This is a genomic window from Halobacteriovorax sp. RT-1-1 (assembly GCF_047085455.1).
GTDB lineage: Bacteria > Bdellovibrionota > Bacteriovoracia > Bacteriovoracales > Bacteriovoracaceae > Halobacteriovorax_A.
On record NZ_JBKIXZ010000001.1, the window covers coordinates 1,596,203 to 1,622,742 of the forward strand.

The following is a 26,540-nucleotide window of genomic DNA, read 5'->3' on the forward strand; positions in this document are numbered from 1 at the left end:
TGAATATGATTAAAGTTGAAGGTTATAGCGGTAAGGCCCGCGCAACAACAATAACAACAGAGCACGGTGAGATTAAAACACCAATTTTTATGCCTGTTGGAACTCGTGCATCTGTTAAGTGTATGTGGCAAGAAGATCTTTACGAGATGAATGCTCAAATCATTCTTGGTAACACTTATCACTTATACCTAAGACCTGGGCATGAGCTAATTGAAAAAGTAGGTGGCGGCCTTCATGGTTTTATGAATTGGGATCGTCCAATTCTTACAGACTCAGGTGGGTTTCAAGTATTTTCCCTTTCAGACATTAATAAGATCACAGAAGAAGGAGTAACTTTTTCTTCACATATTGATGGGTCAAAACATCTAATCTCTCCAGAAAAAAGTATGGAGATTCAAAAGGGCCTTGGCTCAGATATCGTCATGGCATTTGATGAGTGCCCTAAACTTCCTGCAACGAAAGAAACTCTTCGCGAGAGTATGGAGTTAACTCTTAGATGGGCCAAGCGTTGTATTGATTATAAGCTTCGCGACTACCAAAAACTTTTTGGTATTGTTCAAGGTGGCCTACATCATGATCTTCGTACTGAGTGTATGCAGCGCCTTGAAGAAATGGACTTTCCTGGTCTTGCTCTAGGTGGACTTTCGGTTGGTGAAAAGAACGAAGAGATGGTTGATTTCCTAAATGGATTTGTTCACACTATGCCTGATCAAAAACCAAGATACTTAATGGGTGTTGGAAAGCCTCTTGATATTCTTAATGGGATTCGCGCCGGTATTGATATGTTTGACTGTGTTCTTCCAACAAGGAATGCACGTAACGGACAATTTCTAACACACGATGGACCTCTTAATATTAAGAATCTTCGTTTTAGAGAGGATACACTTCCGCCTGATCCAAGTTGTGATTGCAAAGTTTGTAAAACGTATTCACGTTCATACATTAGACACCTATACACAACTGGAGAGTTTCTTTCTGGTAACCTGATCACTTATCACAATCTTTATTTCATGATTAAGATGACTCAAGATGCACGAGAAGCAATTCTAGCGGATAGGTTTGACGATTATTATAAAGAATTTTATAACAGATACACTTCACGAAAATGGGCCTCAGGCCAATAAAGAAAAAATAAAAGTTAGGAGAAACAAATGTTACAACTTTTTATATCAAATGCTTATGCTCAAGGTGGCGCAGCTGCTGCTCCAGCTAACTCAGCGATGAACTTTGTTCCAATTATTGCTGTTGTTGCTATTTTTTATTTCCTTGTTTTCAGACCACAAAAGAAACAAATGGAAGAAGAAAAGAAAATGCTTGATACACTTGAAAAAGGTAATCGTGTTTACACAAAATCAGGAATCTTTGGTACAATCGTAGGGATGACTGAAAAAGTTGTGGACCTTGAAGTTGCTGAAGGTACACGTATTAAAATCCTACGTTCACAACTTGGTGGACTTGAAGAAAGCATCCTTTCTAATAAAAAAGAGGCGTAATTATGTTTGGTGGCTTTGGAGCTGGTGAGTTACTTATTATTTTAGTTTTTGCCCTGATTTTTATCGGGCCTAAAAAACTTCCTGAACTTGCAAAAGGTTTAGGTAAGGGACTACGCGAATTTCAAAAGGCCAAAGATGATTTAATGGATCACGTCAACGATGCTGCAGAGACCAATTCTCACAAAGAGGAATCTGTGGCATCACAAATCACAGAGTCACCAGAAGCTAGCGTTGCAGCGCAAGGTGATGCCGAAATTAAGAATTCTAATAATTCTGAAGAAGAAAAAGACCAAGTAATTGAGTCGGAAAAATCAAAGCAATCGTAAGTTTTTGAAATTAATATTCTCTTAATATTGTTTTTAAGTAGTTAATCTCATATAATTTTTGTAGTTTATTTAACTCAATTATTCGAGAAAACCAAAAGAAACCCAAGGATTAGGAGAATCTAATGAGAAGAGGCTGGTGGTATCGCTTCGTATTTCTACTTATCGTAGCGATCATTTCAGGTATTTCGATTGTACCTACTGCATTCAATTTTAAAGAAACGGACAATTTTCCAGTTAAGTCTAAGATCAACTTAGGACTAGACCTTCAAGGTGGTCTATACATGATCTTAGGAATTGACTTCAAAAAGGTCTACAAAGACGAGGTTAAAGGATACGCGCGCCGTTTAGAATTTAGCTTCAAAGACAAAACTGGTAACGGTTTTGAGATTGGTGACCTAGATTCATCTGATGAACTGGATCCACGCCAAGAGATTATCCTAGGATCAGCTACTGATGTTGAGACACTAAAGGATATTATTCATGAGCAATACAATGGATTCCTAAGAGTAACTAAGGATACTGGAAATTCAATCTCTGTTGCCTTAACGAAAAAAGTTAAGACTGATATCGAAGATCAATCAGTAAAAAGATCAATCGAAGTTATTCGTAACCGTATTGATGAATTCGGTGTTACTGAGCCAGAGATTATCTCTCAAGGTAAAGACCGTATCGTTGTTCAGCTTCCAGGTGTTAAAGATATCGAAAGAGCAAAAGAGCTAATCGGTAAAACAGCTAAGCTTGAATTTAAAATGGTAAACTCTGAAGTTGCTCCTATTACAATTCAAGGTTGGGTATCAAAAGCTAAAGAGCAAGGTGTTGATTATAAGAAAGGTGACAGGTTCTCTGACTACGTTTCTAAAGTTAATGAAATCGTTGCTTCTGATCTTCCAAAAGGTCACGTTCTAGCATTTGAAAGAGTTACAAACGCTAAAGGTGATATCCTTCAGCTTGTTCCATACTTAATCGAATCTGTTGCTCGTCTTACAGGTGAAGACCTTGAAGATGCAAGAGTTCAATTTAACCCACAAAATAACAACAACCCAGAAGTAGGACTTAACTTTAAGTCTCGTGGTGCAAAAATCTTTGCAGATGTTACTGGTGAAAACGTTGGACGTTTAATGGCGATTACTCTAGATGGTAACGTTTATTCTGCTCCACGTATCAATGGTAAAATTGCTGGTGGCCGTGCAACGATCTCTCTTGGTGGTAAGAGTTACAATGAGCAACTTAAAGAAGCAAAAGACTTAGCTCTTGTTCTTCGTGCTGGTGCTCTTCCTGTTCAGCTTGACTTCCTTGAGCAAAGAACTGTTGGTCCATCACTTGGTGCTGACTCAATTGATAAAGCAAGATTTGCTGCAATCATTGGTTGTGTTTTAGTATTTGGTTTCATTCTTGTTTACTACAGAATCTCTGGTGTTTTCGCTGTTACAACACTTGCGCTAAACGTTCTTATTATTCTAGCTATGCTTGTTGGTCTTGGGGCAACTCTGACTCTTCCAGGTATTGCAGGGATCGCTCTTACTGTTGGTATGGCCATTGACGCCAATATCATTATTTACGAGCGTATTCGAGAAGAAATTCGAAATAACGTTGGTTTCTATAAAGCTGTTGAAAACGGATTTAACTCTGCTTTCTGGACAATTATTGATGCAAACATCACGACAGCTCTTGCTGGTATCTGTCTACTAAACTTTGGTACAGGTCCAATTAGAGGTTTCGCTGTTACATTATTAATTGGTATTTTTGCAACTGTTTACACTTCTTACTTTGTTTCAAAGCTTTTCTTTGAATTCTATATGAATAAAGTTGAAGGTCAGGACTTAAGCATTTAAGGATTGGAGTTTAAGATGTTTGAAATTATAAAAAGTAATACAAAATTCAATTTTGTTAATAAATTCGGAGTTGCAGGGGTTATTTCTGCACTTCTAGTTATTGGTTCTCTTGTTTTAATCGGTACTAAAATGAAATACGGGGTAGACTTCCGTGGTGGTGCTGAGATCCAAGTTAAGTTCCAAAAAACTGAAAACCTAGACGAGCTTCGTCGTGAAATGAAAGCCGCTGGTTTCAACGGGGTTACAATCCAAACGATTGGTGAGCCTCAAATGAATGAATATCTACTTAAAGTTAGTGCAAACGAAGGTAACCTTAATGAAGTTACTGAAAAAGTTTCTCAAACTCTAACAACTAAGTACGAAAAAGATGGTGTTGAAATCAGAAAAGTTGATATCGTTGGTCCAAAGGCCGGTGCTGAACTTAGAAAATCTGGTTTCCTAGCAATGCTTTGGGCACTTCTTGCAATCATGATCTACGTTGGTCTACGCTTTGACTTCAAATACTCACCAGGTGCAATTGTTGCTCTTTTCCACGACGTAACTATCATTCTAGGTGTATTTGCTCTAACTGGAACAGAGTTTACTCTTCAGACAGTTGCTGCAATCCTTGCGGTTATCGGTTACTCGGTGAACGATACAGTTATCGTTTATGACCGTGTACGTGAGCATGAGCAGAAGTTTGTTGGACGTGATATTAAAGAACACATCAATAATGCAATTAACGAAACACTATCAAGAACAATCCTTACTTCTGGTACGACACTTTTCGTATCGGCAACGATGTTCTTTGTAGGTGGTCTTGCAATTCGTGATTTCTTTATGGCAATCACTCTTGGTGTTGTTGTTGGTACTTACTCATCTAACTTCGTTGCAGCACCAGTTGTACTTCTATTTGATAAATTTAGAGGGGAGCAGGCGAAAACTGCAGATGCAAACGCTTAATTCAAAGTTTAGTTTTATTAAATACTTAATTGCCCTGTGTGTACTTCTTAGTACACATGGGGTTTTTGCGTATGGAGATGAAGATTACGATAGTCGTGATAAAACATCTTCATCTCAAGACGTCGAAAATCTTCAAGAGTCAATTGAGACTCTTAATCAAGAAATTGAAAAAAATGGCGGGCAAGGGGTTAATATTGTCTCGATGCCAACACAAGGCCTTACTCTAAAAAATGGAAAGGCCGACCCCGAAATGATGAGACGTGCAATTAAGATGATTAATGCACAATTTAAGAATGTTCCTGATGCACAAGTGGCACAAATGATTCGTGACAGTGCCTCTCAAAACCAAATGATGCAATTTTTTACTAATAGCGATAGGTTTGTAAACTTTGCTGTTGGTCTTGTAAAAGATGATAAGGCACTGCTTTACTTATTTGAGTTAACTCAAGATAAGGATGTGCTAAAGCTTGCTTTAGGCGCTGTGATCTTTCTTTTCATTCTAAGCTTCTTTCTTAAGAGGGCCTTTATCAAAAAAGATGAATTCTTTGTCTTTCGCTATGTAAAGTCGCTCATCTTCTTTGTTTTTTCGACTGGATTCAAAGCAGGTGTTCTTTACTTTATTTATAAAGATTACTTAGATCCAAGTGTTGATGTATTCATAAAAAGAGTTCTCTAGTTTCTAATTACTACTTGTTACTGGAATACAGCCCATCTTACGATCAAGTGGTTTGATCGTCGTAGGAATTGATGTCGTGTAACCACTACTTGCTAACTCACTTGAGTGCATTACCTGATAAAGCTTCTGGTACCCACGTTTTTGAACGTATGGTGCATCTTCATCCGCTGGCCAGTAGAAGTAAGTTGGTTGCGACTGAGTATCACTTGTAGGCTTGTAGTGAATTCCATCATTAGTTAAATGAAACCAGATTTTTTTCAGCTGTCCTTCTCTAATAAACATAACGTCAGCTGGCTTAATCTCTTGCTTATTACCATCACCAAGATCTATTACTTCACGAGGGCCTTTGGCAAAGTAGAGGCCTTCTGTTGGCGTTCCAATAATTTCACCAAGGGCCTTAAATTCAATATTTGTTGAATTGTATTCAGTATATCCTGGACAAATTGCGCGTCCACTATTGTCAGTAAAGAATGGAATCATAGCAAGCCCTGATTGAATTAGCCCTGACTCAGCTCCTGAACAGGCTTCAGGGAAGCCTCCGTCTTCAACGCTAACATTTGGTGCCACACATGTCTCAAGAGGTGCAAAGTATGATTTAGTCCCGCTAACGTTGGCGCCCATTTCAATCATGCGATCTTTAATTAAGAAATCAACCTTGCGGTTTTCACCATCTGCAATAAAGCGCACATCATTTATATCCCACAGAGAAAAGTGATCAGGAACTAGCTCTAAACGTGGAAATTGTGGAGCATCATCGTTTTGCCCTGTCTTAATATAGTCGTGACAAAAGATTGTATCTGAAACACCTGGTGGAAGATATGGAGTCGGGTAGTCAACAGGCATGTAGAAGTGTTTTCTAACAGTATCTAAGTAGATTTGATCTCTTGGATCGTAGTTAGAGCTTGTGGCCGTCGCACGAATCATACAAGTGTATTGTGAGATAAGTTTTATCTTAAGATTACCTTCGTATTCGTCATCATCACCTGGCTCAAATAATTTGAACTGCTCGTAATCACTTTTTGCATTCTCAACACCACTTCCAGTTTCTTCAATATGAAAAGTATAAGCTTCACCAAAGTTTACTGTTGTGGCCTCAAGATTTGCTTCAAAAATATTTGTTCCTTGATAAGTCTTAAGATCGGCCGTGTAACGGCGTCCATCAATATCTGTTGCAACTAATTTACATGAAGGTGGATTTTGAGCACCATTTTCAATTGAGTTGTTACAAAAACCAAAGAGGTTTTGTAGTTTAGAGTCGTCTTTAATTTTTGGCCCAACTGTCACTGTTCCGTATAGGGTAGCAACTGTGGCCGTCTTTTCCTGGCAAGTAGCTGCACATGAAGCACCACTTGTTACCGAGGCAACTTTTTGATTCTTACAAATACAAAAGTCGTCATCAATGAATACAGAGTCACTTGGACGAGCAATCACTTCTGGTGCTGTAATACAAACACCTGCAGAGGCCTCAATATTTTCTCGAGTAAAGTCATCAAGGGTTTCATCGGCCAGAATTTCTTCTAATTGCGCTTCGTCTGCAACGACTTCTCCTTCACCACATGAACTTGCACATACATTTCCTTCGTTCAAAAGAAAGAATAGATCTTCACAAGTATCGATATTATTGACGTCGTCAAAGAATCCATCTGGACGCGCAACCTGTGGAACACAGGAAGATGTGATAAATAAGAATACAATTAAATATATTACCTTCATTGGCCTATTTCCTTAATTTTCTACTTACTTAATCGCCAGTTTTCGTTGACTTCTTTAATTTTAGGTTAATTTCTTACATTTCATTGAAATTCTGTAAAAATAAACGTAATTTTAAGTAGTTATACTGTTAGGAAATAAAATCTAGTGTATAATGATAGTAAAGTTTTTGTGGCACAATAAATATTCCTAATGTTTTTAGCGACTTGGACGATAAGTGAGGTAACTAAAAATCATAGGATTGAGTTTGTGCTCGAAAGAGTTCTCATATCGAGAGGAGATTAAAATGACAAAAGCAGATTTAATTGCAGCAATCGAAAAGCAAGCAAATGTAACGCACAAGCAGGCCGAGACTGTTGTTAATATTTGTTTTGATGACATGATCAATGCTTTATTCAATGATGAAAGAATCGAAATCAGAGGTTTTGGATCTTTCGCCAATCGTAATTATAAAGCGTACGAAGGTCGTAACCCAAAGACTGGTAAGGTAGTAAAAGTACCACCAAAAAAGGTTCCATTTTTCAAAGTTGGTAAAGAGCTAAGAGAAATGGTTGATGAGGGTAAAGACAAGTACGTTATCCGCGAAGCTTAACGGCCACGCATCCTGTTTTTTTAATACTTAGATATAGGCCTGCCGCATCAGCGGCAGGTCAATATTTTTAAGCATTTAAATTGACTTATTAAAAAATATCCATATTATAGGAAATCTAAAATCATTCTGCGGACGGGTGCTAGAGTGGTCTAATAGGGCAGTTTGCAAAACTGTTTTTCACCGGTTCAAATCCGGTCTCGTCCTCCAAATTCAAAAAGAAAAACCCAGGCTTGTCCTGGGTTTTCTTTTTTAACCTGAAGATAAGCTCGATTTAAATATGTATTCTCCCGGTTTGGGAGGCGTTAAATACCACGACGGTATTTAATGCCGAACTATCCAGCGACGACCAGGATGGGAGGAGTCGGGCAAAATCTTATGCATAGAAACTAACCCATACCTATCTCTATTGATCAAAATAAAATTTAGTGAACAAGTTCATTTTTTGTATATAATTATATTACGTTGCTACTCAAACGATTTGTGCTGGTTTAGCTGCAATACCGATACCATAGGAAGATGCCTTCATGACATTTCTTATTTTAACTTTACTATATTTTACAGTTTTAAGATCTAACCCTAGCTTCCGCTAATATTTCTGGTTCAGCTTTAGTATTTGGTAATGCAGTTTTAAAAGGAAAGAAGAAGGTTTATCGTGAAAAACTCATCAATTATCAAGAATAGTATTTTAATTTTTATATTATCTTTTTTTGTTTCAATCGCTGTCTACTCTCAGGATGGGATTTATTACGATGCGTATAAGATTGAATATCGTGGTAAGCTAAAAGAAGAAATAAAGAAGCGTGTAAAAGACTTTGAAGCAAAAGTAAAAGAAATCAATCGAAACTATGTTTCAATTGTATCTAAGTGCGATAATTTAAAAGGTAAAGATTTTCGTAGGTGCGTTTATGAGCAAAGAGGTTTGTTCAAGAAAAAGTATGGGGGGAATCCCATTGAACTTGAGAGGAAGCTAAGATTTAAGGAACAGTTTATCAGCGTGGCTTCAATATATAGTGATTCAATAAAAAAAATAAAAGTTGCAGGCATTGGAGTTCTATTAAGGATAAATTCAAGAAGCATTCCAGGCGAAATAGTAAAAATGCTGGCAATTGAGTCAACTACATCTAAGGTTATAACTGAAGTTCCATTTAAGTATTCTCCATTTGCTAAAGACTTTCGTAACAACAGGATAAAATTTTTTCATAAAGACGATCTTTGGTTAGATGTAGATGAAGCCAAAGATTTAATTGTTTTTGATAAAAATATTTTTAAAATGACAAAAGGTGAGCTTAATAAGAAGTTTTCTTTAGTTGGCAGATTTGTTGATTGTAGCAATGGTGTTGGTTGTGATGATTATTGTAAAATTGATAAAATCGAGGATGGCTTTGTTACATATACTGGAGAGTTTCATGGTGAAAGATATAGCTATGAAGTAAAAACTGTCAAAATCAAAATTGAAGATATTCTTACTGAAGATGGGACTGTAAGTTGTTCAGTCCGAGAGAAGAGTGAGTAAAAAAATTACTTTCAGCAGGGAGGTTTGAATGAATAAATTAATAATAGTCAGTTTAGTTGCTTGTTTATGCTCTAGCGTCTACGGACGTGATGATTTGTATGGAGCTTTTGAGCAACTATATCAAGAAATATAAACTGATGAAAATATGTCTTAATTAAAAACTATAAAGTGTAACAAAACTCTTTTCATTTTTTTCATAAGTGATTAAGGGCCGTACTCGCCAGGAGCAAATGCAGTATTAAAAGGAAAGAAGAAGGTTTATCGTGAAAAACTCATCGATTATCAAGAATAGTATTCTAATTTTTATATTATCTTTTTTTGTTTCAATCGCTGTCTACTCTCAGGATGGGATTTACTATGGAGCCTATAAGATTGAATATCGTGGTAAGCTAAAAGAAGAAATAAAGAAGCGTGCAAAAGACTTTGAAGCAAAAGTAAAAGAAATCAATCAAAACTATGTTTCAATTGTATCTAAGTGCCATAAGTTAAAAGGTAGGGATCGTAGTAAGTGCTATTTTGAACAAAGAGGTTTGTTCAAGAAAAAGCATGGGGGTAATCCCATTGACCTTGAGAGGAAGCTAAAATTTAAGGAACAGTTTATTAGTGTGGCTCCAGTTTATAAATATCCAAATAAAAATGAACAAATTGCAGATATTGGAGTTTTATTGAGAAAACACTCAAGAAGTTCTCCTGGTAAAATTGCAAGAAGATTAGCAATAAAGTTAACATCTTCTAGTGTCATAGCTGAAGTTCCGTTTAAGTATTCTCCATTTGCAAAAGACTTTCGTAACAATAGAATAAAGCTTTTTCATAAAGACGATCTTTGGTTGGATGTGGATGAAGCTAAAGACTTGGTTGTTCTTGATAAAAGTGTCTTCAAAATGACAAAAAATGAGCTCGATAAGAAGTATCCTTTAGTTGGAAGACTCGTTCATTGCTCAAATGGAATTAGCTGTGATACGAGTTGTTCTATAAAGAAAATTGAAAATGGTGTCATTACGTATTCTGGGGAATTTTCTGGTGAAAGGGATACTTATAGCACAGAAACTATCAAGATTAAGTTACAGGAGGTTCTATATGATGATGGAACTCTACATTGTAATGTCTATGAAGGTGAGTAATCACAAGCTATGAGTAAAGTCGGCTATTGTGGGAGCTCTCTTAGGATGTGCGACAGGTGGATTATCTTCTCCTTCATGTAAACCAAAGAAGCCAAAATTTCCAGGATACGGGTCTCCATATGATCCTGACAATCCAAAAGAGGATGAAGACCCGAATACGCCTATTGTCCCAGACACTCCTGACTTCGGGCCAGATGTTCCTGATAAGCCAGAAGATGGGCCGACTAATCCGGATAAACCAGACGACGAACCGAAGCCTTCAAACAACCCGATTGAGAACCCTGTATGTGAAGGAGATAATTGCATAGATACTAGAAATAGAGATTTAATTAATAATACGAGAGATGGAAACTATAATTTGTATACAATACCGGCTAAGATACGTTTAAAGCCTAATGATATACAAAATGATATTAATAAGGGGTCATTTTGATTACTAAACTTAAGAATAAAAATTTTATTCAAAACTTATTATTGTACATTATTTTAGCTTTGACCTTATTTATATTAAATATAAATGTATATGAGCAATATTGGATTTATATTAGTCTCTTATTTTTATCGACATTTATTTATGTTGTTATACCTTTTCCATTTGAGAAGGAGAGAGTATTTATTTCTATTGGTGACGCCTTCTCGCGAAGGAGTATATTAATTTTTGTATATGCTATTTCAGTTAGTTTGATATTTACGTATTATAAAAATGGCGAATTTGATTATTTAGAGGCATTCTATTACTTTTTACTTTTTGCTTATTGGCCAATATTTTATGCACCTATTAAAGATGATAGTAGTGGTAAAAATTGATGAATTTTCATCACGTTAGGCCGTGCTTACATGTGCTTAATTGAATACTTAACTTATTGAAATATTGGAGAATCTATCGAATCCTCCAAATTCAAAAAGAAAAACCCAGGCTTGTCCTGGGTTTTCTTTTTTAACCTGAAGATAAGCTCGATTTAAATATGTATTCTCCCGGTTTGGGAGGCGTTAAATACCACGACGGTATTTAATGCCGAACTATCCAGCGACGACCAGGATGGGAGGAGTCGGGCAAATCCTTCGTATACCAGCTAACGGAAGTACTCAGCTTCAAGTTTTATTAATAAAGATTAAGATCTTCTTATCTATAATGTGACGTATGTCATATTCGAGTACTATTGTATAAAGAGATAATATCGATATCAGAACAAAGGGAGGTTCCATGAGTAAGCTAATGATTTGTGTTGATATAACTGATGAGTCTATCAATGCCTATAAGAATCAATTAAAGGATTTCGACTGGAATCGCTGGGATGAAGTTCATCTCGTGCACGGTTTTGAAACACTAGTCTATGCAGATACTTTCTATTTTGCTTCTTATCCGCTTGAAGGACAAATGGGTGATATTGAAAAGTCTGTTTCAGATCTCTTACTGGGTCTTTCTAATCAAATTGTTTCTGAAGATTATAAGGGAAAGGTCTTTGGTAAATGTCTCTTTGCTAGTTCTGCAAAGGTTGCACTAAAGGAATATGCTGAAGATAATAAAATTGATGAAATGATCATTGAAACAAGAGGTAAGCATGGAATCTCAGCACTATTTTCCAGCTCGTTTGCGGAATACATGGTAGGCCATGCCCCTTGTCGTCTCATGATTTTACGTGAAGTTAAATAAGAGGTGATTGTGAGGAATTTTATATTACTTTTTATTCTATTTTTAGCTTACTCATCATGCTCAAGCGTTAACACTGAATCACGTCAGTATTATGAAGATAAGAGCATGAGGCATGGAGTTGTTCCAGTGGCAGAGAGTGAAAATAAAACACCTGTGACTCGTATTTATAGTGCCGAATCAGTTCTTAGGGGCAGGCGTATTTACATGAATAAGTGTTCTCAGTGTCATGGTGAAAATGGAAGGGGTGTTGATAAAGTTGATCTTCAAAAATTATCTAAAGAAATCCCTAACTTTAATTTCTACTTATTGGTTTCTAGTTATAAACAGAAGATGCCTGGTTGGAAGAATGTCTTAACTGAAAAAGAAATTAAAGATCTTGAGAATTATATCTATTCGCTTGCTAAGAAATAAGAAAGGCCCCAGTTTAAACAGGGGCCAATATATTAGTTTAATTATCTATTTGAGTGACCTTGGTGTCTAGGACGATAACCTAGGTCCTTAAATTCTTCTTTTAATGCTTTTTTTAGTTTCTTCTTATCGATTACTTGTCCAAAAGTCGTATAATCAAAGTAAGTGTAACGGTATAAAAACCATTCTTTGTATTCTTGTGTTAAAACTGAATCAACACCATCAATTGTTAGAAGATCCATCCAATTAAGCTTAACTCCTACTTCGACACTTTTTCTTTCAAGTTCTCTAAGTCCTGCTTCTGATATTTTGTGAACTCTATCTCTAAAGCCTTGCTCATTACAAAGACTTCCATCTTCATCCATCTTAGTAAGAATAGACATTAAGTCTTCATTTGAAACATGCTTATAGGCCGGAAGATAATTCTTAATTAACCATAGATCTCTTGTGTTACCTGAAAGTACACTGTAGAGACGACTACTTAATTTAAGTTGGCGCTTGTGATCAATACCTGAAATCCCATTCTTATCTTTATTTCCATTTTCCATCACGAGTACAATTCCCGCAAATATTGGAGCAAGAATTGGTAATCCTGCACCTATTGCTACACCAATAATTGAACCCGGGATATAGGCAGCAAATCCACAATAAATAAGATTCTCTTTTAAGTTCTTCTGCTTTGAGAAGCACTCTTTAATCATCTCTCCAGGTATTTTTGATGGGAGATAGCTTGTAGACTTTGTTCTAATTTGAATATCTCTTGCGAGTTCATTTTTACAGTTAAAGGCAAAAGTTTGAGTTGCCAGTAGTAGTGATAAAGTAAGTGCTAATTTTTTCATTTCTCGTCTCCATTTTTATTTTTTTTGTTATGGAGGCAAGGTAATGGATATCAGAATTTATCTCATTTACATGAGGTGACGTTTTTAAAAATCATGAATTTATTTCTTACTTAATGGTGGTGGTAAGAGCTAAGTTGTTAGAAATACATTTGTTACAATTAACTCATTCAACACGATGGCGCTTTCTCTTCTTGTTTCTGTCTGTCATTTCAAAATCAAGCTGTATCCATTTAGTAATTGTATCGAATAGGCTGATTGTCTCTTTTACATCCAGATTATTTGGGAAGTGAAAAGGATATTTTTTCTCTAATGAAACTTCATTTCCTAGGGTCATTTTTGAATCATTTAAATATTGCCATGTAAGGTACTCTAGAATCTCTGCATCTCCATCAAAATAGATATGCTCCCATGTCGTCTTTATTTCTTGATTGGCAACTTGAGCAATGTCCAGATCAGATAGAGTAAGGCCTGCTTTATTAAAGTAATAATTAAGCTTTTCTTCTTCTAACCAGTATCTTTTTGATTGAATTATTCTAAAGAGCGCATCCAATTCAGTATGTGTTAAGGCATCTCTTAGATCATTGTATATGGATAGAGTATGGTGCCTTGCAAATAATTGTCCAAGGCGCATATTTGGCCTGTGATCGGCCTGCGAGTGTTCTCTGTGGTCAAAGTATTCTTTTGTGGCAACTCTATATGGAAATGGTGCACCTTCGCGCTTTATCTTTCTTCTTACTGCCTCGCCGCGAGGCTCTGAGCTCTTTAAAAAGTTACTCAGATATTTACGATCTCTGATATTCATTAAGTCATTTCGTTGGCCAACAAAACCGTTCCATGTTGGATATTCACCCCACAATGGCCTTGGACGCTGCCCGTGGCACTCAAGGCACTTGGCTTGATTTATGAGCCACTTTTTGTTTTTAAGGTCTAAGACAAGAAGCTCATAGCGGAGCTCTTCTTGATTCCAAGCGATGGCCTCAATCGAATCTTCTTCGTGTTGATCTGCTTCAAATGTTGAAAAGGTAATAACAAATGAATTTTTCTCATTCCAAATCACAGGCCTTAGCTTATTTGGTGCTGCTGGTAGTAGCGCCCCTGACTTATAGGCCAATGTCATATTTTGATAGTCTTCCTCCGGGATACTTTCAATAACTTGTGTAAGTGTTTGAAAGTCATTTGATTTGACCCAGTTGAGAAAAGTATCTTTGTCGAGGACCGTGGCCCTCGACATTGATGTGATAAATATCGTTAGAATGATATATTTAAGCATTGTGACTACTATCTTCTGTCATTGTAAGAATCGTAATCAAAGTTTTCAAAAAGTACGTCAATTTCTTCTGGTGTCCCGTAACGAACTTCAGATTTAATACTACAACGAACATCGTAGCTCGTTTCGTTATTGTATATTGAAGCAATTTTTAGCGTTCCTCTTAGGTCATAGTTTTCCCAAGTTGGGTTGTAGAGATGAGCATCTAAGCTTGAAGCAATTAGACTCAGTGTCGAAGAGTTGTCGACCGACTGATGACTTAGTTCTAGAAGATATCCTGTTTTTGTTAGATTAGTTAATGGATCGACAAAGTTCTTACTTTCGAATTTGTAGTCAATTTTTTCAAGTGCTTTACCATCAATTGAAATTTCGTTAAATAGAGCTTCTCCAGATACATCTGAGTACACTTTTTTAACGATAAGTTTTTTGTTGAAATTTCTGTCGTGACAAGAAGTTATCGTTTCGACAACTGTGTTAATGTCTTCGCCATAGTAATCATCGTATCCGTCATAAGATGCGAATGAAGTGTTAGAAGTAAATACAAGTGAAATAAGTAGAAGTAGGGAATTCTTCATTAGGTTCTCCAAGAAAAAAGTTTTGCTTGGAGAATTATTTAGTACGGATTTCTAAGCAGTCTGTCAAATTTAAAATGAGAAAGAAAGCTATTTATTATCTTCGTTTTATATAATTATAAATATTTAGATTAGAATTTAATATTTAAAGATCAATAATTTTAGACCGATATAGTGTTTGCATTACAATTTCAATTTTAATTTCAATAGAGGTCTTCATAAAAGTAATTCTTTTTGTCACTTTTATTTTTTGTCTATCATGTCAATTTGGTCAGGAGTCTAATATTAATACTGAAAAATTAGATAAGTTTTTTGATGTTTTAGAAAATAAGAAAGTAGTTTCAGGAAGTGCTATATTAGTAAAAGATGGTAAGTCCATTTATAATAAAAATTATAATTTTGATAAAAATAATAAGAATCCTATTTATCGCATAGGTTCTGTTTCGAAAATATATACTGCTACAATTATTCTAAAGTTAGAGGAAGAGGGGAAATTAAAGCTTTCAGATAAGCTTTCTCTCTATTATCCAAAGATAGATAAGGCAGATAAGATCACTATTGAGGACTTGCTTCGCCATCGTAGCGGTATTCCAAATATGACAGATCTTGCTGATTACAAGGAATACTCTCAAACTCCCCAATCTGAAAGTCAGATGATGGAGAGATCCTTATCTTTACACAAGGAGAGGAATTCACTTTAAAGAAGCTTAATTAGTTAGAAAATTTTCTGCTTCATAGATTCCAAGAAAGCTTATTCCTGTTGAGAAGGACTTAACTATTCCTTTATCTAAGAAAACTGTTGTTGGTGTAACCTGTATTCCTAAATCATAACCTAGATCATTATCTTCAATAAAAGTGAAAGGATATGGACTTTTCTTTAGGTATTTTCTTATTTTTTCAGTACTTTCAAATGGGTTGATAGCATAGATCGAATCCTTTGCAATTTTACCATTTTCGACAGATTTTTTTAATCGTAGCATTTCAAGCTTACATGGAGCACATGTTGTCATCCAATAAAACGCTACTACTTTATTTTGTGGAGGAAATTCTAAAGCCTTCGAATTAAGCTCAATTGTCTTTACAGTTCTTGTTTGGATCTTTCTTTCTTTAATTTTAAAACTATTCGCAATTATCGGGGCCTGCTTTACGATAAACACTCCCAAAGCAATGACAAGTGCGATATTTTGGAGGGAAAAGTACTTCTTCATTCAAATCATTCCTAACTCTAGATTCCATCTATTGTATCATTTAAGCGCTCAGTCATACAATACTGCACAAGTAGGTACGTGATAGAGGGATAAATAATATGCCTTTATTAGCAACAAAAATTCTGTGCAGTAACCATTTGTTTGATGATTCAAATCTAAGTGAATTATTTTACATGGATTGATTCTTAATCTATCATTTAGATGATTAATTTATAAAGGTAGTGGATTTGTTAATTAACGCTAATATATTTAAAAAGAAGTTGTTTCTAGCGTCAGTTCTGATGTTTATTCTTCTTGGTATTAGCTGTGCTTATTACTTCTCTAGTAAAAACCGTAAGGCCGTAGTTGAGTTAAATCAGAGAATTGACCTCTTCGTTTCTGTCGTCGGCAATTTTGGATATAATGGCCTTATTCATAATTTTAAAAACTATGTAAATCGATCTAATGAAGCATATTACAAAAAAGCTGTCATAAAATTTAATGAAATCGAAGAAGCTTATCTTCGTTCAAAAGATTATAAACTATCCGATACAGAAAGAGAGTCTCTCGAAAATTTATTTTCAACAGCACAAGAATATCGTAACAATCTTGAAATTTTAAAAAATAGTGACAAGAACCTTTCTGCCGAAGAAAGGGATTATCTTGTACGTGTTGATGACACACAGGCCGATTTAGCGGCCAAGGAAGTTATTCGCATATTGGAGAGTAAAGAGGTTCAGCTTAATAATATTTCACAGGATATCTCTCGATTTAGTGTTATTGCGATTGTACTTCTTATTTTTGCAATGGCGTCGATGTACTATTTCGATTTATTGGCACTGGATCGAACAAATAAGAAACTTACTCAAACAAATGAAGAGCTTCTTCAGTTCTCTTACCGTACATCTCATGACCTGAGATCACCTTTGACAACAATAAGTATTTTATCAGATTTGATTATAAGAAGTATTGAAACTAACAGGTTTAACGAAAAAGACGTTAAACTTAAGGTTGAAAAGATTAGAAGTCGTGTTAATCATTTGGCCGAGTTGATATCAAGTCTTTTAGAACTGGCACGCCTAGACGTATCAACACATCCTAATGAAGAACTTGATTTTGAGACAATGATTTCTGATATCGTAATTTCAAATGAATACTTAATAGAGAAGAATAATATTCGTTTTTCAACTGATGTCGACCTATCTCGTGGGCACTCTTCCCAAAGAGTTAGAGTATTTCAAATTTTAAGTAATATCATTATCAATTCAGTTAAGTATTATGATGTTAAAAAAGATCTTCCATTTGTAAATGTTGAAATTCATGATGATATTGATAATCTCTATATCACAGTCGCAGACAATGGGGTTGGAATACCATGTGAAAGTAAGTCTCAAGTCTATGAGCAATTTGTTCGTTTCAATGAGGATAAGTCAATAGGTACTGGTATAGGAATGTATATTGTTAAAAAATCTGTTGATTACTTAAGTGGAACTATTGATTTTACTTCTTCTGATCAAGGTACTACTTTTAAGGTAATTATTCCGACTTCTTTGGTGGCAACGACAAATAATGAATACATTGCTCAAGACAATACAAGTACAATGATACATTAATATTATATATTCAGTGTACTTATATAGATATCGAGTATGTTCCATCTATTGATATGATGATCTCGCCATTGAGTTTCTTTTTAAAACGATATAATAATGATTTAAAGCTTGTTTCGGCCTTAAGGTAATCACAATCTTGTCCATAGATTTTTATTATTAGCTGCTGTCTATTGGACTTAGCTTCTTTTAAAGCGTCTAAAAGAACATTCTCTTTCTTACTTAATTTTCCATTAATCTCAATTTCATGCGGGACTTTGTTTTTTAATAATAGACTTGAGATTAGTCCATGGTTGGGATCATCTGATGAAGAGTTTATATCGACTTCAATTTCTTTTGAAAAATCTTCTCCATGTAGTTTAGCAGATAAAAGATAAAATAATGTACGGTTTAATAAATTATTATCTTTGCTTCGAATTATCGAATGAAGATTAGCTAATTGTTTATGTGATAGAGACTTTATATCGATAATATTTAATATTTTTTTATCAATTTTGCTAAGAAGTGCATCGATCATGATAAAGACTCCTGTGTAGCAAATATGATCTTCTCATTATTTGATAAAGAAAACAGCTGATTCTTTTGATCGAAAATGATAAGTCCTTCTATTTTTTTATTTATTCTAGACACTAAGGTCGTTAAGCGATTTCTTGCATCAAGCTCATCTGTATTCGGATAAATTTCCTCTATAATCTCTTTAAAGTCACATGGGCCGTAAGCTAAAAGGTGAATTAACTGGTCACTTATTTCTCCAAGTAGGTAAGGAGAAGTCTTTTTCTCTAGTCTGATTCTCCACGCCATTGTGAGTTGAGCTTTGTTAATTGTATTATTCTTGCTGAGATATACATTTTCAATGGCCTTTATTGCTTCTTTGATTTCAATAAAGTCGTAACATTGAAGCTCATCAAGAACCTTGTTCGCATTAATATTTTGCCCAAGACAAAACATCGATTCACAAAGATGAGTTAATGCTTGTGCATATTGAAGAGTGTTCTTTTGATCAGCTAAAATCATTAATGCTTTTTCATTGTAGCGATAGGCCGAACGTTGGGCACCAATCTTATGAAACTCATCAGCGATATTAACACAAATATTTGCTGCACTTGTTATGGATTCATGTTCAATTAGTTTATCAACTGATTCGATATAATTTGCTAGTAATCTTTTTCTTAGATCAATATTACCTTCTGCTGTTATTGTATTCATCTGGGCCGTTAGTGATTTTTTATTTGCTCCGATTTTTGTGTAGCAGTTATAGGCATTTAGAAAGTTGTTCTTTACCTGAATATGATTGTCTTGTTGAGCTGCTATTAGGGCCAGGGCAAAATAGAGATCACCGATATAGGGAGAGTTTTTATATATTTCAATATTCTCGATTTCATAAGACTTATTTTCTAAAATAGCGATACGGCAAAGGCAGAAAACATGTAAAAAAGAATTTGGTTTTACTTCGTTTTGTAAGCGCTGAAGCTTAGTTTTATCGTTTAGATAATAGGCCATCATGATTTGAGTATATAAAGAATCCTCAGATTTATATTCTAGTTCAAAAAAAAGTTTCGTTAATTGTGCTATATCAGCATCGATTAAATGTGAGGGGTGAATAGTTATACTCATTAGTTCCAGCTATTAATTAGAGGTATACTACCTTTGTTGCTGTTTTTCTTTTTTACGCTATAAAAAACTCTAGCTTTGTTATCCCTAAGTAGAGCATCTTCAATGCTCTGATTCTTGCTTGTCCTAGAGACGTTTAGCATATCTGTAAAGAAGAGTTCTTTTATATCAGCTATAATTGTATTGTCTTCATCTAATATGATTTCAATTCTTGGGACAAATTTTTCAATATCATTATCAATGACAACTGATTCTTTAAAGTTCTTGTTATGATTCTTTCCAGATATCGTTAGTATTATCTTATCATTCTTAAGCTTAATGACTGATCTAATTGAGAAGGTTTCTTCTGTGTTTTGATCCTTATTACTTTTAAAGTTCCTAATCTTTTTTCTCAATATTTTTATTAAGTCGACTTTATCATTACTGTAGATTTCCTTACACTTTGCTATTTCACTGTATGCAAGGCCTTCCCAATTTGCGAAGATATAATTGTCATCACTTTTTTCATGTGAATTTTTGCACCTGAAGCCAATTACTAAATTTCCTGCAATTGATAATCCCGTTGGAATAATTATTCTCTCTCTAAACTCTATTGAATTGTATACAAGTGGCCCGCCACCATTTCCGTAACCATTACCACCTCTTATAATTGTATTGTCTTTGAATTTACCTTTAAATTCTTTTAACATTTCAATTGTTTGTATATTTGACCTATTATCTTGATCAATATTTAAATCCTTCTTTTTTTTCTCTAGGTATAGGTCGTAAAGTTCTTTTATTTTTGTATCAGTTAGATCTCCATTGGCCTTACCATGCGTGTTTGGGATTTCTTCAATTAGTCTATCCTGATTCTTTTGACGATAAGTTGATTGATACTTTGTCGAATACTTAAATCTTACCGAATCTAAGTGTCCTCTTTTCCCATTTAAATAGTTTTTGATACAACTTTTAATATTAGAATGCGAAGTAAAGATCGATCTTTGCATGATTCGATCATAAGAAGTGGCAATGCCTGCAATTTGATACTTACTTTGAGTTAAGTTGTTATTTTGTAATAGTGGTGACCCACTCATTCCTGGAACAATGCTTGAGGGAGTGATTATTGCTTTACTTAAAAATGATTGACGGCTTTTTTCATGCTCTTTTACTTTCGAATCTAAATTTATTCGACATTCATTATGTGTTACCAGATCCATAATTGAATTCATCATTCCAATTTGATTGTGATGATTTTGCTTATATGGGATCGCTTCAGTCGTTATCGACTTGATTGCTTCTGAAATAGGAACAAAGAGTGCATTGCCCTTGTAGTGTTCAGGCGAGCTTGGATAGAAGTTACATGAAAGATCATACATATTACCGATCTGTACGTAAGAGAGAGTTTCTCCTGATAGTGAATTTTCAAAGAGTGGTCTATTATTGTAATTTATTTCTCTATTTTCTCCAAAATGAAACTCAGACTTTTGTTGACCTCTTGGCGAATTATTTTTTCCATGAGTATAAAGAGAATTCTTATGTCGATCATATCTTCCAAATATCTCTTTTATATTATTATTAACTTCAACGACCGCAACATCATCGTTTGCACATGAGAGTGTATTATCTTCTTGTACAGGAAAAAGCTCTCCACGATAGACATAGAATTTATTATCACCGTCGACCAGGTGTGAATTTGTGATAATAAACTTCCTATTATCACTTTCTATGGTGAAACCTGTTCCGGCAATCGGCATTTCACTCTCTTTATAATGAGAACCTATCACGACAAGAGATTCTTTATCTTCAATATAATGCTTCTTATAATACTCGTTTATCTTGTAGCTATCGACATTCTTACCAAGCAATATATCTGTATATGGATCTGCATTGACAAAAAATGATAGGCCAAGAGTATAGATAAATAGAATTTTATATTTCATATGCATATGTCATATACACAGCAAAGAAGGTGCCATTTTTTCGAAGTTATTACGTATCATCTGCTCGTATTTTGTTTAGATTAACAGACGGCCGTCTATTTTTTGATCAATTCTAAGCTAAAATACTACATTTATTGTGCGATTTATTGGCATTTTACTTGCTTTATCAATCATATGATTAAATCACTTAAAAGCTTATCTATTATAAGTACGTTCTTAATTTGTTCTAGTTCAACGTCTTTTGCGGCTGATAATTTATATGGGGCCGAGGCCGGTGTTAAGACTAATCTTGGCAATTGGTATAAAGACTCAAGCCTTGATGAAGGGCCAGTTACACTCACTTTTAGGGCCGATAGTAACGGTAATTTGGAGCTTGCAGAGTTGGACTGGATGCAATTTGAAAAAAGGTATCAAAGAGAAGAATTTGGTGGTGTTGAGATCGCTCTAAGGGCCCTTGGCGCAAAATATGAAAAGATCCATGACTCTATCGGGCAGCACGGTAGTATTCAATATGCGCACTTAGTAATTAGAAAAGCATTTGTCTTAGATGATGGTGTGACATTAATTCTATCAGGTGTTGCAAAAGCAAGTGATACTTGGAGTGTTCATCAGTTTAATGAAGAAGATAGTCGTAATCTCGGTCGCTCCTATAAGAGAATCTATAATCAAGACTCGGTCAATTTAGATATCGAAGCAACTGGTGAAATCCATTTCAAAATTGGTGATGGTAATGCCCGAGCTTATGCCTACTACAAACAAGGTGATGAAAGAAATTTTGAAACTGAAGATAAAAAATTTAATTACTCTTATCAGAGAAACGAATATGGAGCAGGTATTGAATATCGGCCAAGTGAAAAGTCGAAGCATACTTTTGGTCTAAAAGTAAAGCGTAACGAATTCAATGAGAATTTCGGTCGTGGTCAAAAGAGCTTCGATGAAACACAGTTTATGCTCACTTATCAATATCGTTTTGATATGGAAGAGTTCTTCTTTGGTAAGTCATATGAAGTTGATACAAAAAAAGGTGATAAAGAATATGACGAATACGTTGAGGAAGAGTTAGATCTACCAGAATTCTATTAATATTTTAAAACAAGGCATTAGATGAAAAAAATATTTTTATCATTTCTATTATTTATTCCTCAGGTTTTTGGTGAGAACTTAAATATCAATCACGCTCACTTAAATGAATTAACTGGTGATAACGAAGCTGTCTTTGAGCCTATTGCGATAAAGGAGCTCGAAGTAGAGGAGGAATCGCTCCTTGACGGAATTAGAAAAAGATTTGTTATAACATATTCTAAGATAAATCGTTCAGATATGGATACCTCTTATAATGTTTCAAATGATGGAGATTCTCTTTACGATTTATATGATGAAGAATTCGATCGAATATTAGATGAAAATTTAAAATTTAAAGAAGGTCATAAAGTAACAATTGAGTATCTTGTTACTCAAACTTTTAGTATTGAATTGGCCGATACGTATCGTCGCTATAATATGTCTGGTCGACATGTTGGTGTAACTGAAGGAGGCTTTCTAGAGGATGATCAATATGATGTCTATGAAGCTAAAAATGTTACGATATTGAATGATATCCAAATTGGTATGAAATATGCCATTAGACTTGTTGATACTCCCCGTTTTAGATTTGAGTTAAGTCCAGGTATAAGTGCAGGTTTAGTTCATGTCCAATCTGATACTAAAACTTACTACAATGGTACAGAGTATGAAGAAAATCACTTTAACGATATTGGTGGCTATTCTTACGGTGTCTCGCTTGAGGCGAAGGCCATTTTTTGGGATAATTTCTTTGTACAAGTAGGAGTAGAGCAAAGAGATTACGTGCTTGCACCAATGGCACATGAAAGTGGTGTTTCACAACAAATTGATCAAAGTGGATTCAATTTTTACATTGGAGCTGGGATTAGATTCTAATCTTCTATCGAATGAAAATTATCTAAATTTAATTGATAGGAGTCCTCTTGATCATGCTTGAGGACGTCCTTGAACTTCTTTGCCTTGAGTAAGTCCTTTGCAAGGTAGATGTGGTTAGAGTGAACAGTTTGAGTAAGTACTTTGTCTATTCCAGTAAATGAAGTTGAAAAAGATATTCTTTTCTCTTTTATTTCATCTAACGTTAGGCCATAGAGTGGACTTTCTGTATCGATGGGATGCATAACTGTCCATGTTAGAAGAAATGTCGGGTTTTCTGTGTTCATCAACTTTAAGTTACATGTACGTCTTATATGATGGCCTTCCTTAGAAACATAGGGAATTAAGGCCCCAACCTTAACTGATGCATCGATAATATGTGTATCCCTACTATTGGCAATTCTAAACATTAGAGTCGGTACTGAATCAAACGTAGCGATGATAATATTATTTGTAAAAATAATCTTAGCTGAAGGTTTTGCAAATTTAGCAAAGGCCATACCTGTTATAATTGCAGCGTAGAAGATACCAGTCATGGCATCGATTATCACTAAGAAGTGGGCAGGGTCATTTTTAGGAAGATAGTAACCATAGCCGATAGTTGAGCTTGTTTGAAAACTGAAGACAAATGCATCCCAAAGCGAGTTACTATTAGTATTTGAAATTTCTGCTGGAGAGTAAAAGTAAAGTAACGCAAAAAGAAAGTTAATGATCAAGTATATTAAACTCGCAGTTAGAAAAAAACGAGACCAGGATGTTCTGATCATTCGATAGTATAAATCATTAAACAGATTATACCTAACACCCTCAATTGATACATTTAGCTTTGCCATGTTTAAATTATATCCGAAGAATAAAATTTAAGAAAATCATTAATCTATTAGGTAGCACTTACCTTGTAAAATGCCATCATCTTAAACAAGGAGACTGTAATGATTAGATCAAAAGGAATCGCGGCAAAGAGTCCTAAAGCGCCACTTGAACCATATAATTTTGAAAGAAGAGAAGCTAGACCTAATGATGTTGTGATCGATATTAAGTATTGTGGTATCTGCCACTCTGATATTCATATGGTAAGAGATGAGTGGGGACTAGGTACACCTTTTCCTCTAGTTCCTGGGCACGAGATTGCTGGTGTTGTTCGAGAGGTTGGTGCAAATGTAAAAAAATATAAAATAGGGGATCGTGTTGGAGTTGGATGTCTTGTCGATTCTTGTCGTAGTTGTTCTCCTTGTGAAAATCATCTTGAACAATATTGTGAGCAAGGGGCAACACAGACATATGGTTCGGAAGTTGATGATGGTACTGGCCATACTCAAGGTGGCTATTCTGATGTTATCGTAGTTGACCAAGACTTCGTTTTAAAGATTCCTGACAATATTGATTTACAAAAAGCTGGCCCGCTTATGTGTGCAGGTATAACGCTGTATTCTCCTTTAACTCATTGGAAAGCTGGCCCTGGCAAAAAAGTTGCTATTATGGGGCTTGGGGGACTAGGGCACATGGGAGTTAAGATAGCGGCCGCAAAAGGTGCTGAAGTTACAGTTCTTAGTCATACAAAGAATAAGCAAGAGGATGCTTCAAAATTAGGAGCGCATAAATTCCTCTATACGGGAGATGAGAAAGTTTTTGAAGAGAACGCCGAAAAGTTTGACCTTATTATTAATACTGTTTCTAGTAATAAAATAGATATGGGAAATTATTTTAATCTCTTAAAACTAGATGGAACATTGGTCTCTGTTGGAGTTCCTGAAGAACCTTTAGCAATACATCCATTTCCACTTATTATGAAACGTAGAAGTTATGCAGGTTCTGTTATTGGAGGAATCAAAGAGACACAGGAAATGTTAGATTTCTGTGGGAAGCATAATATTTCCCCTGAGATAGAAATGATTGAGCCTAAACAAGTTAATGAAGCTTATGAAAGGGTACTTAAAAGCGATGTCCGTTATCGCTTTGTCATTGATATGAGTAAGCTTGGTTAGTTAAAAAAAAGGGATCCTAAGGATCCCTTTATTTAAACTATTTTCTTAAGTCACTTAAATGGCATTTATATGATTTAAATACTAACTTTGATTTTTCTTCACAAGTTACATTGTAGAAATGAATTCCACAGGCATCTTTGTCTGATGAACAAGTCGCTTCGCTAATATCGTATAAAGCGTCCGAGATATCTTGTGCCTCGTCACCCTTTACTGTCTTAACAAGAATGTCACCATTTGAAAAAGCACCTACTGTACATTTTGTCTTTTTAAACAATTGTGTACAAAAAATTTGGTCTAATTCGATTATACATTTAGACCCGTTGCAATCTGGTTCTACTGTTGACTCTAGAGAAAGAAATAGATTTTTCGCAAAATCTTTTTCTACTTTTAAATCTGAAGCGCCAGCTGTTGCAATAAGAGTGATTAGAGCAATAATGATTTTTTTCATGAATTACTCCTCTGATTCTTCAAGGTTGTGATAAACAGTAACAACATCGTCGTCTTCTTCAAGAAGATCGATTAATCTTTCGAATTGCTTCAATGTATCTTCATCATTAATTGCTTTATAGTTTAAAGGAACTCTTTCGAGTCTCGCTTCTTCAGGTGTAATCCCAATTTCTTGAAGTTTCTTTTGAATATCTCCAAATGATTCAACTGGTGCGATGATTTCAAAAACACCGTCTTCTAGAGTAATATCTTCAGCACCTGCATCAATAATCTCAAGTTCAAATTCGTCTTTATCAGAAACATTCTCTTCGTTCACGAGAAAGTTTGCCTCTCTTTTAAATACGAATTCAAGAGAACCAGTTTGTCCAAGTGATCCTTGAACTTTATTAAAGTAGCTTCTTACACTTGCTACAGTTCTTGTATTATTATCTGTTGAGGCCTCAACGAAAACGGCCACACCACCAGGTCCGTAACCTTCATAGTTGATATCGACGTAACCTGCACCATCACCACCTTGTCCTTTTTTTATCGCACGGTCGATATTGTCTTTTGGTACGTTAAACTTCTTACAACGATCAATAGCAACCTTCAAAAGAAAGTTAGTATCAGGATCTCCACTACCACTTTTCGATGCTAAGAATACATCTTTAAGAGCTCTCGTAAATACTTGCCCACGGGCCTTGTCTGCTGCGCCTTTTTTGGCCGCAATTTTTGCTGATTTTCTTCCCATAAATCTCTCTTACGTTAAATTAGTATCCTATAGTTTTAGTCAAATCATCATAAATCGTCTAGTTCTGGGCCTATTTAATTAAGCTAAGTTGCTGAAATATGTATAGAAAATAGTCAAATATGAAGTATCTTCAATTAATGACAAGTAGCATCTATTAAGTGATATCTTCAT

Annotated in this window: 29 protein-coding genes and 1 tRNA gene; 19 read left to right on the forward strand and 11 right to left on the reverse strand. The window is 35.1% G+C overall.

All coding sequences use genetic code 11. From position 1 onward, the window contains the following. Positions 1 to 5: 5 nt before the first annotated feature. The 6 genes from tgt (at position 6) to ACMAWV_RS07885 (ending at position 5,269) form a co-directional block, all read left to right on the forward strand. Positions 6 to 1,124: a tRNA guanosine(34) transglycosylase Tgt gene (tgt, locus tag ACMAWV_RS07860; RefSeq protein WP_103217407.1), complete on the forward strand. Its 1,119-nt coding sequence runs from the start codon at positions 6 to 8 to the stop codon at positions 1,122 to 1,124. Positions 1,125 to 1,151: 27 nt separating this feature from the next. Beyond that, positions 1,152 to 1,493: a preprotein translocase subunit YajC gene (gene yajC, locus ACMAWV_RS07865; RefSeq protein ID WP_103217406.1), complete on the forward strand. Its 342-nt coding sequence runs from the start codon at positions 1,152 to 1,154 to the stop codon at positions 1,491 to 1,493. Between the two features lie 2 nt (positions 1,494 to 1,495). Beyond that, complete coding sequence (locus tag ACMAWV_RS07870) at positions 1,496 to 1,819, forward strand: twin-arginine translocase TatA/TatE family subunit (protein WP_103217405.1); 324 nt, start codon at positions 1,496 to 1,498, stop codon at positions 1,817 to 1,819. A 122-nt stretch (positions 1,820 to 1,941) separates the two neighbouring features. Further along, on the forward strand, positions 1,942 to 3,651 hold the full coding sequence (gene secD / locus ACMAWV_RS07875; RefSeq protein WP_103217404.1) for a protein translocase subunit SecD: 1,710 nt from the start codon (positions 1,942 to 1,944) through the stop codon (positions 3,649 to 3,651). A gap of 15 nt (positions 3,652 to 3,666) precedes the next feature. Then, positions 3,667 to 4,593, forward strand: coding sequence for a protein translocase subunit SecF (secF, locus tag ACMAWV_RS07880; RefSeq protein WP_103217403.1), 927 nt, complete (start codon positions 3,667 to 3,669; stop codon positions 4,591 to 4,593). Continuing rightward, the gene (locus ACMAWV_RS07885) at positions 4,580 to 5,269 is read left to right on the forward strand and encodes a hypothetical protein (protein WP_103217402.1); all 690 of its coding nucleotides are present in this window, start codon (positions 4,580 to 4,582) and stop codon (positions 5,267 to 5,269) included. The genes secF and ACMAWV_RS07885 overlap by 14 nt, the downstream gene beginning before the upstream one ends. A gap of 3 nt (positions 5,270 to 5,272) precedes the next feature. On the opposite strand, the gene ACMAWV_RS07890 is transcribed toward ACMAWV_RS07885, so the two are convergent. Beyond that, the gene (locus ACMAWV_RS07890; RefSeq protein ID WP_103217401.1) at positions 5,273 to 6,982 is read right to left on the reverse strand and encodes a hypothetical protein; all 1,710 of its coding nucleotides are present in this window, start codon (positions 6,980 to 6,982) and stop codon (positions 5,273 to 5,275) included. Positions 6,983 to 7,265: 283 nt separating this feature from the next. On the opposite strand from ACMAWV_RS07890, the gene ACMAWV_RS07895 reads away from it, so the two are divergent. The 8 genes from ACMAWV_RS07895 (at position 7,266) to ACMAWV_RS07930 (ending at position 12,270) form a co-directional block, all read left to right on the forward strand. Further along, on the forward strand, positions 7,266 to 7,571 hold the full coding sequence (locus ACMAWV_RS07895) for an HU family DNA-binding protein (protein WP_021266755.1): 306 nt from the start codon (positions 7,266 to 7,268) through the stop codon (positions 7,569 to 7,571). 130 nt (positions 7,572 to 7,701) lie between these two features. Further along, positions 7,702 to 7,778 (forward strand) — tRNA-Cys (locus ACMAWV_RS07900). Between the two features lie 445 nt (positions 7,779 to 8,223). Further along, complete coding sequence (locus ACMAWV_RS07905) at positions 8,224 to 9,084, forward strand: hypothetical protein (RefSeq protein ID WP_412469621.1); 861 nt, start codon at positions 8,224 to 8,226, stop codon at positions 9,082 to 9,084. A 263-nt stretch (positions 9,085 to 9,347) separates the two neighbouring features. Further along, a complete protein-coding gene (locus tag ACMAWV_RS07910; protein WP_412469620.1) occupies positions 9,348 to 10,205 on the forward strand; it encodes a hypothetical protein in 858 nt (285 codons plus the stop codon). 28 nt (positions 10,206 to 10,233) lie between these two features. Next, positions 10,234 to 10,638 carry a hypothetical protein gene (locus tag ACMAWV_RS07915; protein ID WP_412469619.1) on the forward strand — a complete coding sequence of 135 codons (405 nt, stop codon included), beginning with the start codon at positions 10,234 to 10,236 and terminating at the stop codon, positions 10,636 to 10,638. Beyond that, on the forward strand, positions 10,635 to 11,012 hold the full coding sequence (locus ACMAWV_RS07920) for a hypothetical protein (RefSeq protein ID WP_412469618.1): 378 nt from the start codon (positions 10,635 to 10,637) through the stop codon (positions 11,010 to 11,012). Before ACMAWV_RS07915 ends, ACMAWV_RS07920 begins: the two co-directional genes overlap by 4 nt. A 397-nt stretch (positions 11,013 to 11,409) precedes the next feature. Continuing rightward, a complete protein-coding gene (locus tag ACMAWV_RS07925) occupies positions 11,410 to 11,859 on the forward strand; it encodes a universal stress protein (RefSeq protein ID WP_103217396.1) in 450 nt (149 codons plus the stop codon). A gap of 9 nt (positions 11,860 to 11,868) precedes the next feature. Beyond that, complete coding sequence (locus ACMAWV_RS07930; RefSeq protein WP_146037812.1) at positions 11,869 to 12,270, forward strand: cytochrome c; 402 nt, start codon at positions 11,869 to 11,871, stop codon at positions 12,268 to 12,270. 41 nt (positions 12,271 to 12,311) lie between these two features. On the opposite strand, the gene ACMAWV_RS07935 is transcribed toward ACMAWV_RS07930, so the two are convergent. The 3 genes from ACMAWV_RS07935 to ACMAWV_RS07945 all read right to left on the reverse strand — a co-directional run bounded on the left by ACMAWV_RS07935 (position 12,312) and on the right by ACMAWV_RS07945 (position 14,948). Then, the gene (locus ACMAWV_RS07935; protein ID WP_103217394.1) at positions 12,312 to 13,106 is read right to left on the reverse strand and encodes a hypothetical protein; all 795 of its coding nucleotides are present in this window, start codon (positions 13,104 to 13,106) and stop codon (positions 12,312 to 12,314) included. Between the two features lie 163 nt (positions 13,107 to 13,269). Beyond that, positions 13,270 to 14,376, reverse strand: coding sequence for a hypothetical protein (locus ACMAWV_RS07940; RefSeq protein WP_412469617.1), 1,107 nt, complete (start codon positions 14,374 to 14,376; stop codon positions 13,270 to 13,272). An 8-nt stretch (positions 14,377 to 14,384) separates the two neighbouring features. Continuing rightward, positions 14,385 to 14,948: a hypothetical protein gene (locus ACMAWV_RS07945; protein ID WP_412469616.1), complete on the reverse strand. Its 564-nt coding sequence runs from the start codon at positions 14,946 to 14,948 to the stop codon at positions 14,385 to 14,387. A gap of 281 nt (positions 14,949 to 15,229) precedes the next feature. Here ACMAWV_RS07945 and ACMAWV_RS07950 point away from each other — a divergent pair, with 281 nt between their 5' ends. Then, positions 15,230 to 15,646 carry a serine hydrolase domain-containing protein gene (locus ACMAWV_RS07950; RefSeq protein ID WP_412523477.1) on the forward strand — a complete coding sequence of 139 codons (417 nt, stop codon included), beginning with the start codon at positions 15,230 to 15,232 and terminating at the stop codon, positions 15,644 to 15,646. A gap of 6 nt (positions 15,647 to 15,652) precedes the next feature. Here ACMAWV_RS07950 and ACMAWV_RS07955 read toward each other — a convergent pair whose 3' ends face one another. Further along, on the reverse strand, positions 15,653 to 16,153 hold the full coding sequence (locus ACMAWV_RS07955) for a TlpA disulfide reductase family protein (protein ID WP_412469615.1): 501 nt from the start codon (positions 16,151 to 16,153) through the stop codon (positions 15,653 to 15,655). A gap of 227 nt (positions 16,154 to 16,380) precedes the next feature. Between ACMAWV_RS07955 and ACMAWV_RS07960 the strand changes: the two genes are divergently transcribed. Beyond that, the gene (locus ACMAWV_RS07960) at positions 16,381 to 17,745 is read left to right on the forward strand and encodes a sensor histidine kinase (protein ID WP_412475824.1); all 1,365 of its coding nucleotides are present in this window, start codon (positions 16,381 to 16,383) and stop codon (positions 17,743 to 17,745) included. Between the two features lie 19 nt (positions 17,746 to 17,764). Here the strand turns inward: ACMAWV_RS07960 and ACMAWV_RS07965 are convergent, their stop codons facing one another. From ACMAWV_RS07965 to ACMAWV_RS07975, 3 genes are read right to left on the reverse strand one after another with little or no spacing between them, the layout of a single operon-like run. Further along, the gene (locus ACMAWV_RS07965) at positions 17,765 to 18,259 is read right to left on the reverse strand and encodes a hypothetical protein (RefSeq protein ID WP_412469613.1); all 495 of its coding nucleotides are present in this window, start codon (positions 18,257 to 18,259) and stop codon (positions 17,765 to 17,767) included. Further along, positions 18,256 to 19,356, reverse strand: a complete 1,101-nt coding sequence (locus ACMAWV_RS07970) for a hypothetical protein (protein WP_412469612.1) — start codon at positions 19,354 to 19,356, stop codon at positions 18,256 to 18,258. Before ACMAWV_RS07970 ends, ACMAWV_RS07965 begins: the two co-directional genes overlap by 4 nt. Beyond that, complete coding sequence (locus ACMAWV_RS07975) at positions 19,356 to 21,272, reverse strand: hypothetical protein (RefSeq protein WP_412462666.1); 1,917 nt, start codon at positions 21,270 to 21,272, stop codon at positions 19,356 to 19,358. The genes ACMAWV_RS07970 and ACMAWV_RS07975 overlap by 1 nt, the downstream gene beginning before the upstream one ends. A 174-nt stretch (positions 21,273 to 21,446) precedes the next feature. Between ACMAWV_RS07975 and ACMAWV_RS07980 the strand changes: the two genes are divergently transcribed. Together ACMAWV_RS07980 and ACMAWV_RS07985 are read left to right on the forward strand one after the other, a co-directional pair. Continuing rightward, positions 21,447 to 22,355: a hypothetical protein gene (locus ACMAWV_RS07980; RefSeq protein WP_412469611.1), complete on the forward strand. Its 909-nt coding sequence runs from the start codon at positions 21,447 to 21,449 to the stop codon at positions 22,353 to 22,355. Positions 22,356 to 22,376: 21 nt separating this feature from the next. Then, positions 22,377 to 23,210 (forward strand): hypothetical protein, encoded by an 834-nt coding sequence (locus ACMAWV_RS07985; RefSeq protein ID WP_412469610.1) that lies wholly within the window; start codon positions 22,377 to 22,379, stop codon positions 23,208 to 23,210. Here the strand turns inward: ACMAWV_RS07985 and ACMAWV_RS07990 are convergent. Then, the gene (locus tag ACMAWV_RS07990) at positions 23,207 to 24,040 is read right to left on the reverse strand and encodes an ion channel (protein WP_412462664.1); all 834 of its coding nucleotides are present in this window, start codon (positions 24,038 to 24,040) and stop codon (positions 23,207 to 23,209) included. The two genes, ACMAWV_RS07985 and ACMAWV_RS07990, sit on opposite strands and share 4 nt — an antisense overlap. A gap of 99 nt (positions 24,041 to 24,139) precedes the next feature. Here ACMAWV_RS07990 and ACMAWV_RS07995 point away from each other — a divergent pair, with 99 nt between their 5' ends. Continuing rightward, positions 24,140 to 25,192, forward strand: a complete 1,053-nt coding sequence (locus tag ACMAWV_RS07995; protein ID WP_392991762.1) for an NAD(P)-dependent alcohol dehydrogenase — start codon at positions 24,140 to 24,142, stop codon at positions 25,190 to 25,192. 37 nt (positions 25,193 to 25,229) lie between these two features. Here ACMAWV_RS07995 and ACMAWV_RS08000 read toward each other — a convergent pair whose 3' ends face one another. Further along, positions 25,230 to 25,640: a hypothetical protein gene (locus ACMAWV_RS08000; RefSeq protein ID WP_412469609.1), complete on the reverse strand. Its 411-nt coding sequence runs from the start codon at positions 25,638 to 25,640 to the stop codon at positions 25,230 to 25,232. A gap of 3 nt (positions 25,641 to 25,643) precedes the next feature. Then, entirely contained in the window at positions 25,644 to 26,369 is a 726-nt protein-coding gene (locus ACMAWV_RS08005) for a YebC/PmpR family DNA-binding transcriptional regulator (RefSeq protein WP_392991766.1), read from the reverse strand. Between the last annotated feature and the right edge of the window lie 171 nt (positions 26,370 to 26,540).

What these genes read in the sequence shown, in the direction of transcription:
- secD (WP_103217404.1), top strand. Translation starts at nt 1,942, where the DNA reads ATGAGAAGAGGCTGGTGGTATCGCTTCGTATTTCTACTTATCGTAGCG.
- ACMAWV_RS07955 (WP_412469615.1), bottom strand. Translation starts at nt 16,153, where the DNA reads ATGAAGAAGTACTTTTCCCTCCAAAATATCGCACTTGTCATTGCTTTG.
- secF (WP_103217403.1), top strand. Translation starts at nt 3,667, where the DNA reads ATGTTTGAAATTATAAAAAGTAATACAAAATTCAATTTTGTTAATAAA.
- ACMAWV_RS07995 (WP_392991762.1), top strand. Translation starts at nt 24,140, where the DNA reads ATGATTAGATCAAAAGGAATCGCGGCAAAGAGTCCTAAAGCGCCACTT.
- ACMAWV_RS07970 (WP_412469612.1), bottom strand. Translation starts at nt 19,356, where the DNA reads ATGAGTATAACTATTCACCCCTCACATTTAATCGATGCTGATATAGCA.
- ACMAWV_RS07980 (WP_412469611.1), top strand. Translation starts at nt 21,447, where the DNA reads ATGATTAAATCACTTAAAAGCTTATCTATTATAAGTACGTTCTTAATT.
- ACMAWV_RS07945 (WP_412469616.1), bottom strand. Translation starts at nt 14,948, where the DNA reads ATGAAGAATTCCCTACTTCTACTTATTTCACTTGTATTTACTTCTAAC.
- yajC (WP_103217406.1), top strand. Translation starts at nt 1,152, where the DNA reads ATGTTACAACTTTTTATATCAAATGCTTATGCTCAAGGTGGCGCAGCT.
- ACMAWV_RS07885 (WP_103217402.1), top strand. Translation starts at nt 4,580, where the DNA reads ATGCAAACGCTTAATTCAAAGTTTAGTTTTATTAAATACTTAATTGCC.
- ACMAWV_RS08000 (WP_412469609.1), bottom strand. Translation starts at nt 25,640, where the DNA reads ATGAAAAAAATCATTATTGCTCTAATCACTCTTATTGCAACAGCTGGC.
- ACMAWV_RS07870 (WP_103217405.1), top strand. Translation starts at nt 1,496, where the DNA reads ATGTTTGGTGGCTTTGGAGCTGGTGAGTTACTTATTATTTTAGTTTTT.
- ACMAWV_RS08005 (WP_392991766.1), bottom strand. Translation starts at nt 26,369, where the DNA reads ATGGGAAGAAAATCAGCAAAAATTGCGGCCAAAAAAGGCGCAGCAGAC.
- ACMAWV_RS07925 (WP_103217396.1), top strand. Translation starts at nt 11,410, where the DNA reads ATGAGTAAGCTAATGATTTGTGTTGATATAACTGATGAGTCTATCAAT.
- ACMAWV_RS07975 (WP_412462666.1), bottom strand. Translation starts at nt 21,272, where the DNA reads ATGAAATATAAAATTCTATTTATCTATACTCTTGGCCTATCATTTTTT.
- ACMAWV_RS07935 (WP_103217394.1), bottom strand. Translation starts at nt 13,106, where the DNA reads ATGAAAAAATTAGCACTTACTTTATCACTACTACTGGCAACTCAAACT.
- ACMAWV_RS07890 (WP_103217401.1), bottom strand. Translation starts at nt 6,982, where the DNA reads ATGAAGGTAATATATTTAATTGTATTCTTATTTATCACATCTTCCTGT.
- tgt (WP_103217407.1), top strand. Translation starts at nt 6, where the DNA reads ATGATTAAAGTTGAAGGTTATAGCGGTAAGGCCCGCGCAACAACAATA.
- ACMAWV_RS07965 (WP_412469613.1), bottom strand. Translation starts at nt 18,259, where the DNA reads ATGATCGATGCACTTCTTAGCAAAATTGATAAAAAAATATTAAATATT.
- ACMAWV_RS07895 (WP_021266755.1), top strand. Translation starts at nt 7,266, where the DNA reads ATGACAAAAGCAGATTTAATTGCAGCAATCGAAAAGCAAGCAAATGTA.
- ACMAWV_RS07990 (WP_412462664.1), bottom strand. Translation starts at nt 24,040, where the DNA reads ATGGCAAAGCTAAATGTATCAATTGAGGGTGTTAGGTATAATCTGTTT.
- ACMAWV_RS07940 (WP_412469617.1), bottom strand. Translation starts at nt 14,376, where the DNA reads ATGCTTAAATATATCATTCTAACGATATTTATCACATCAATGTCGAGG.
- ACMAWV_RS07985 (WP_412469610.1), top strand. Translation starts at nt 22,377, where the DNA reads ATGAAAAAAATATTTTTATCATTTCTATTATTTATTCCTCAGGTTTTT.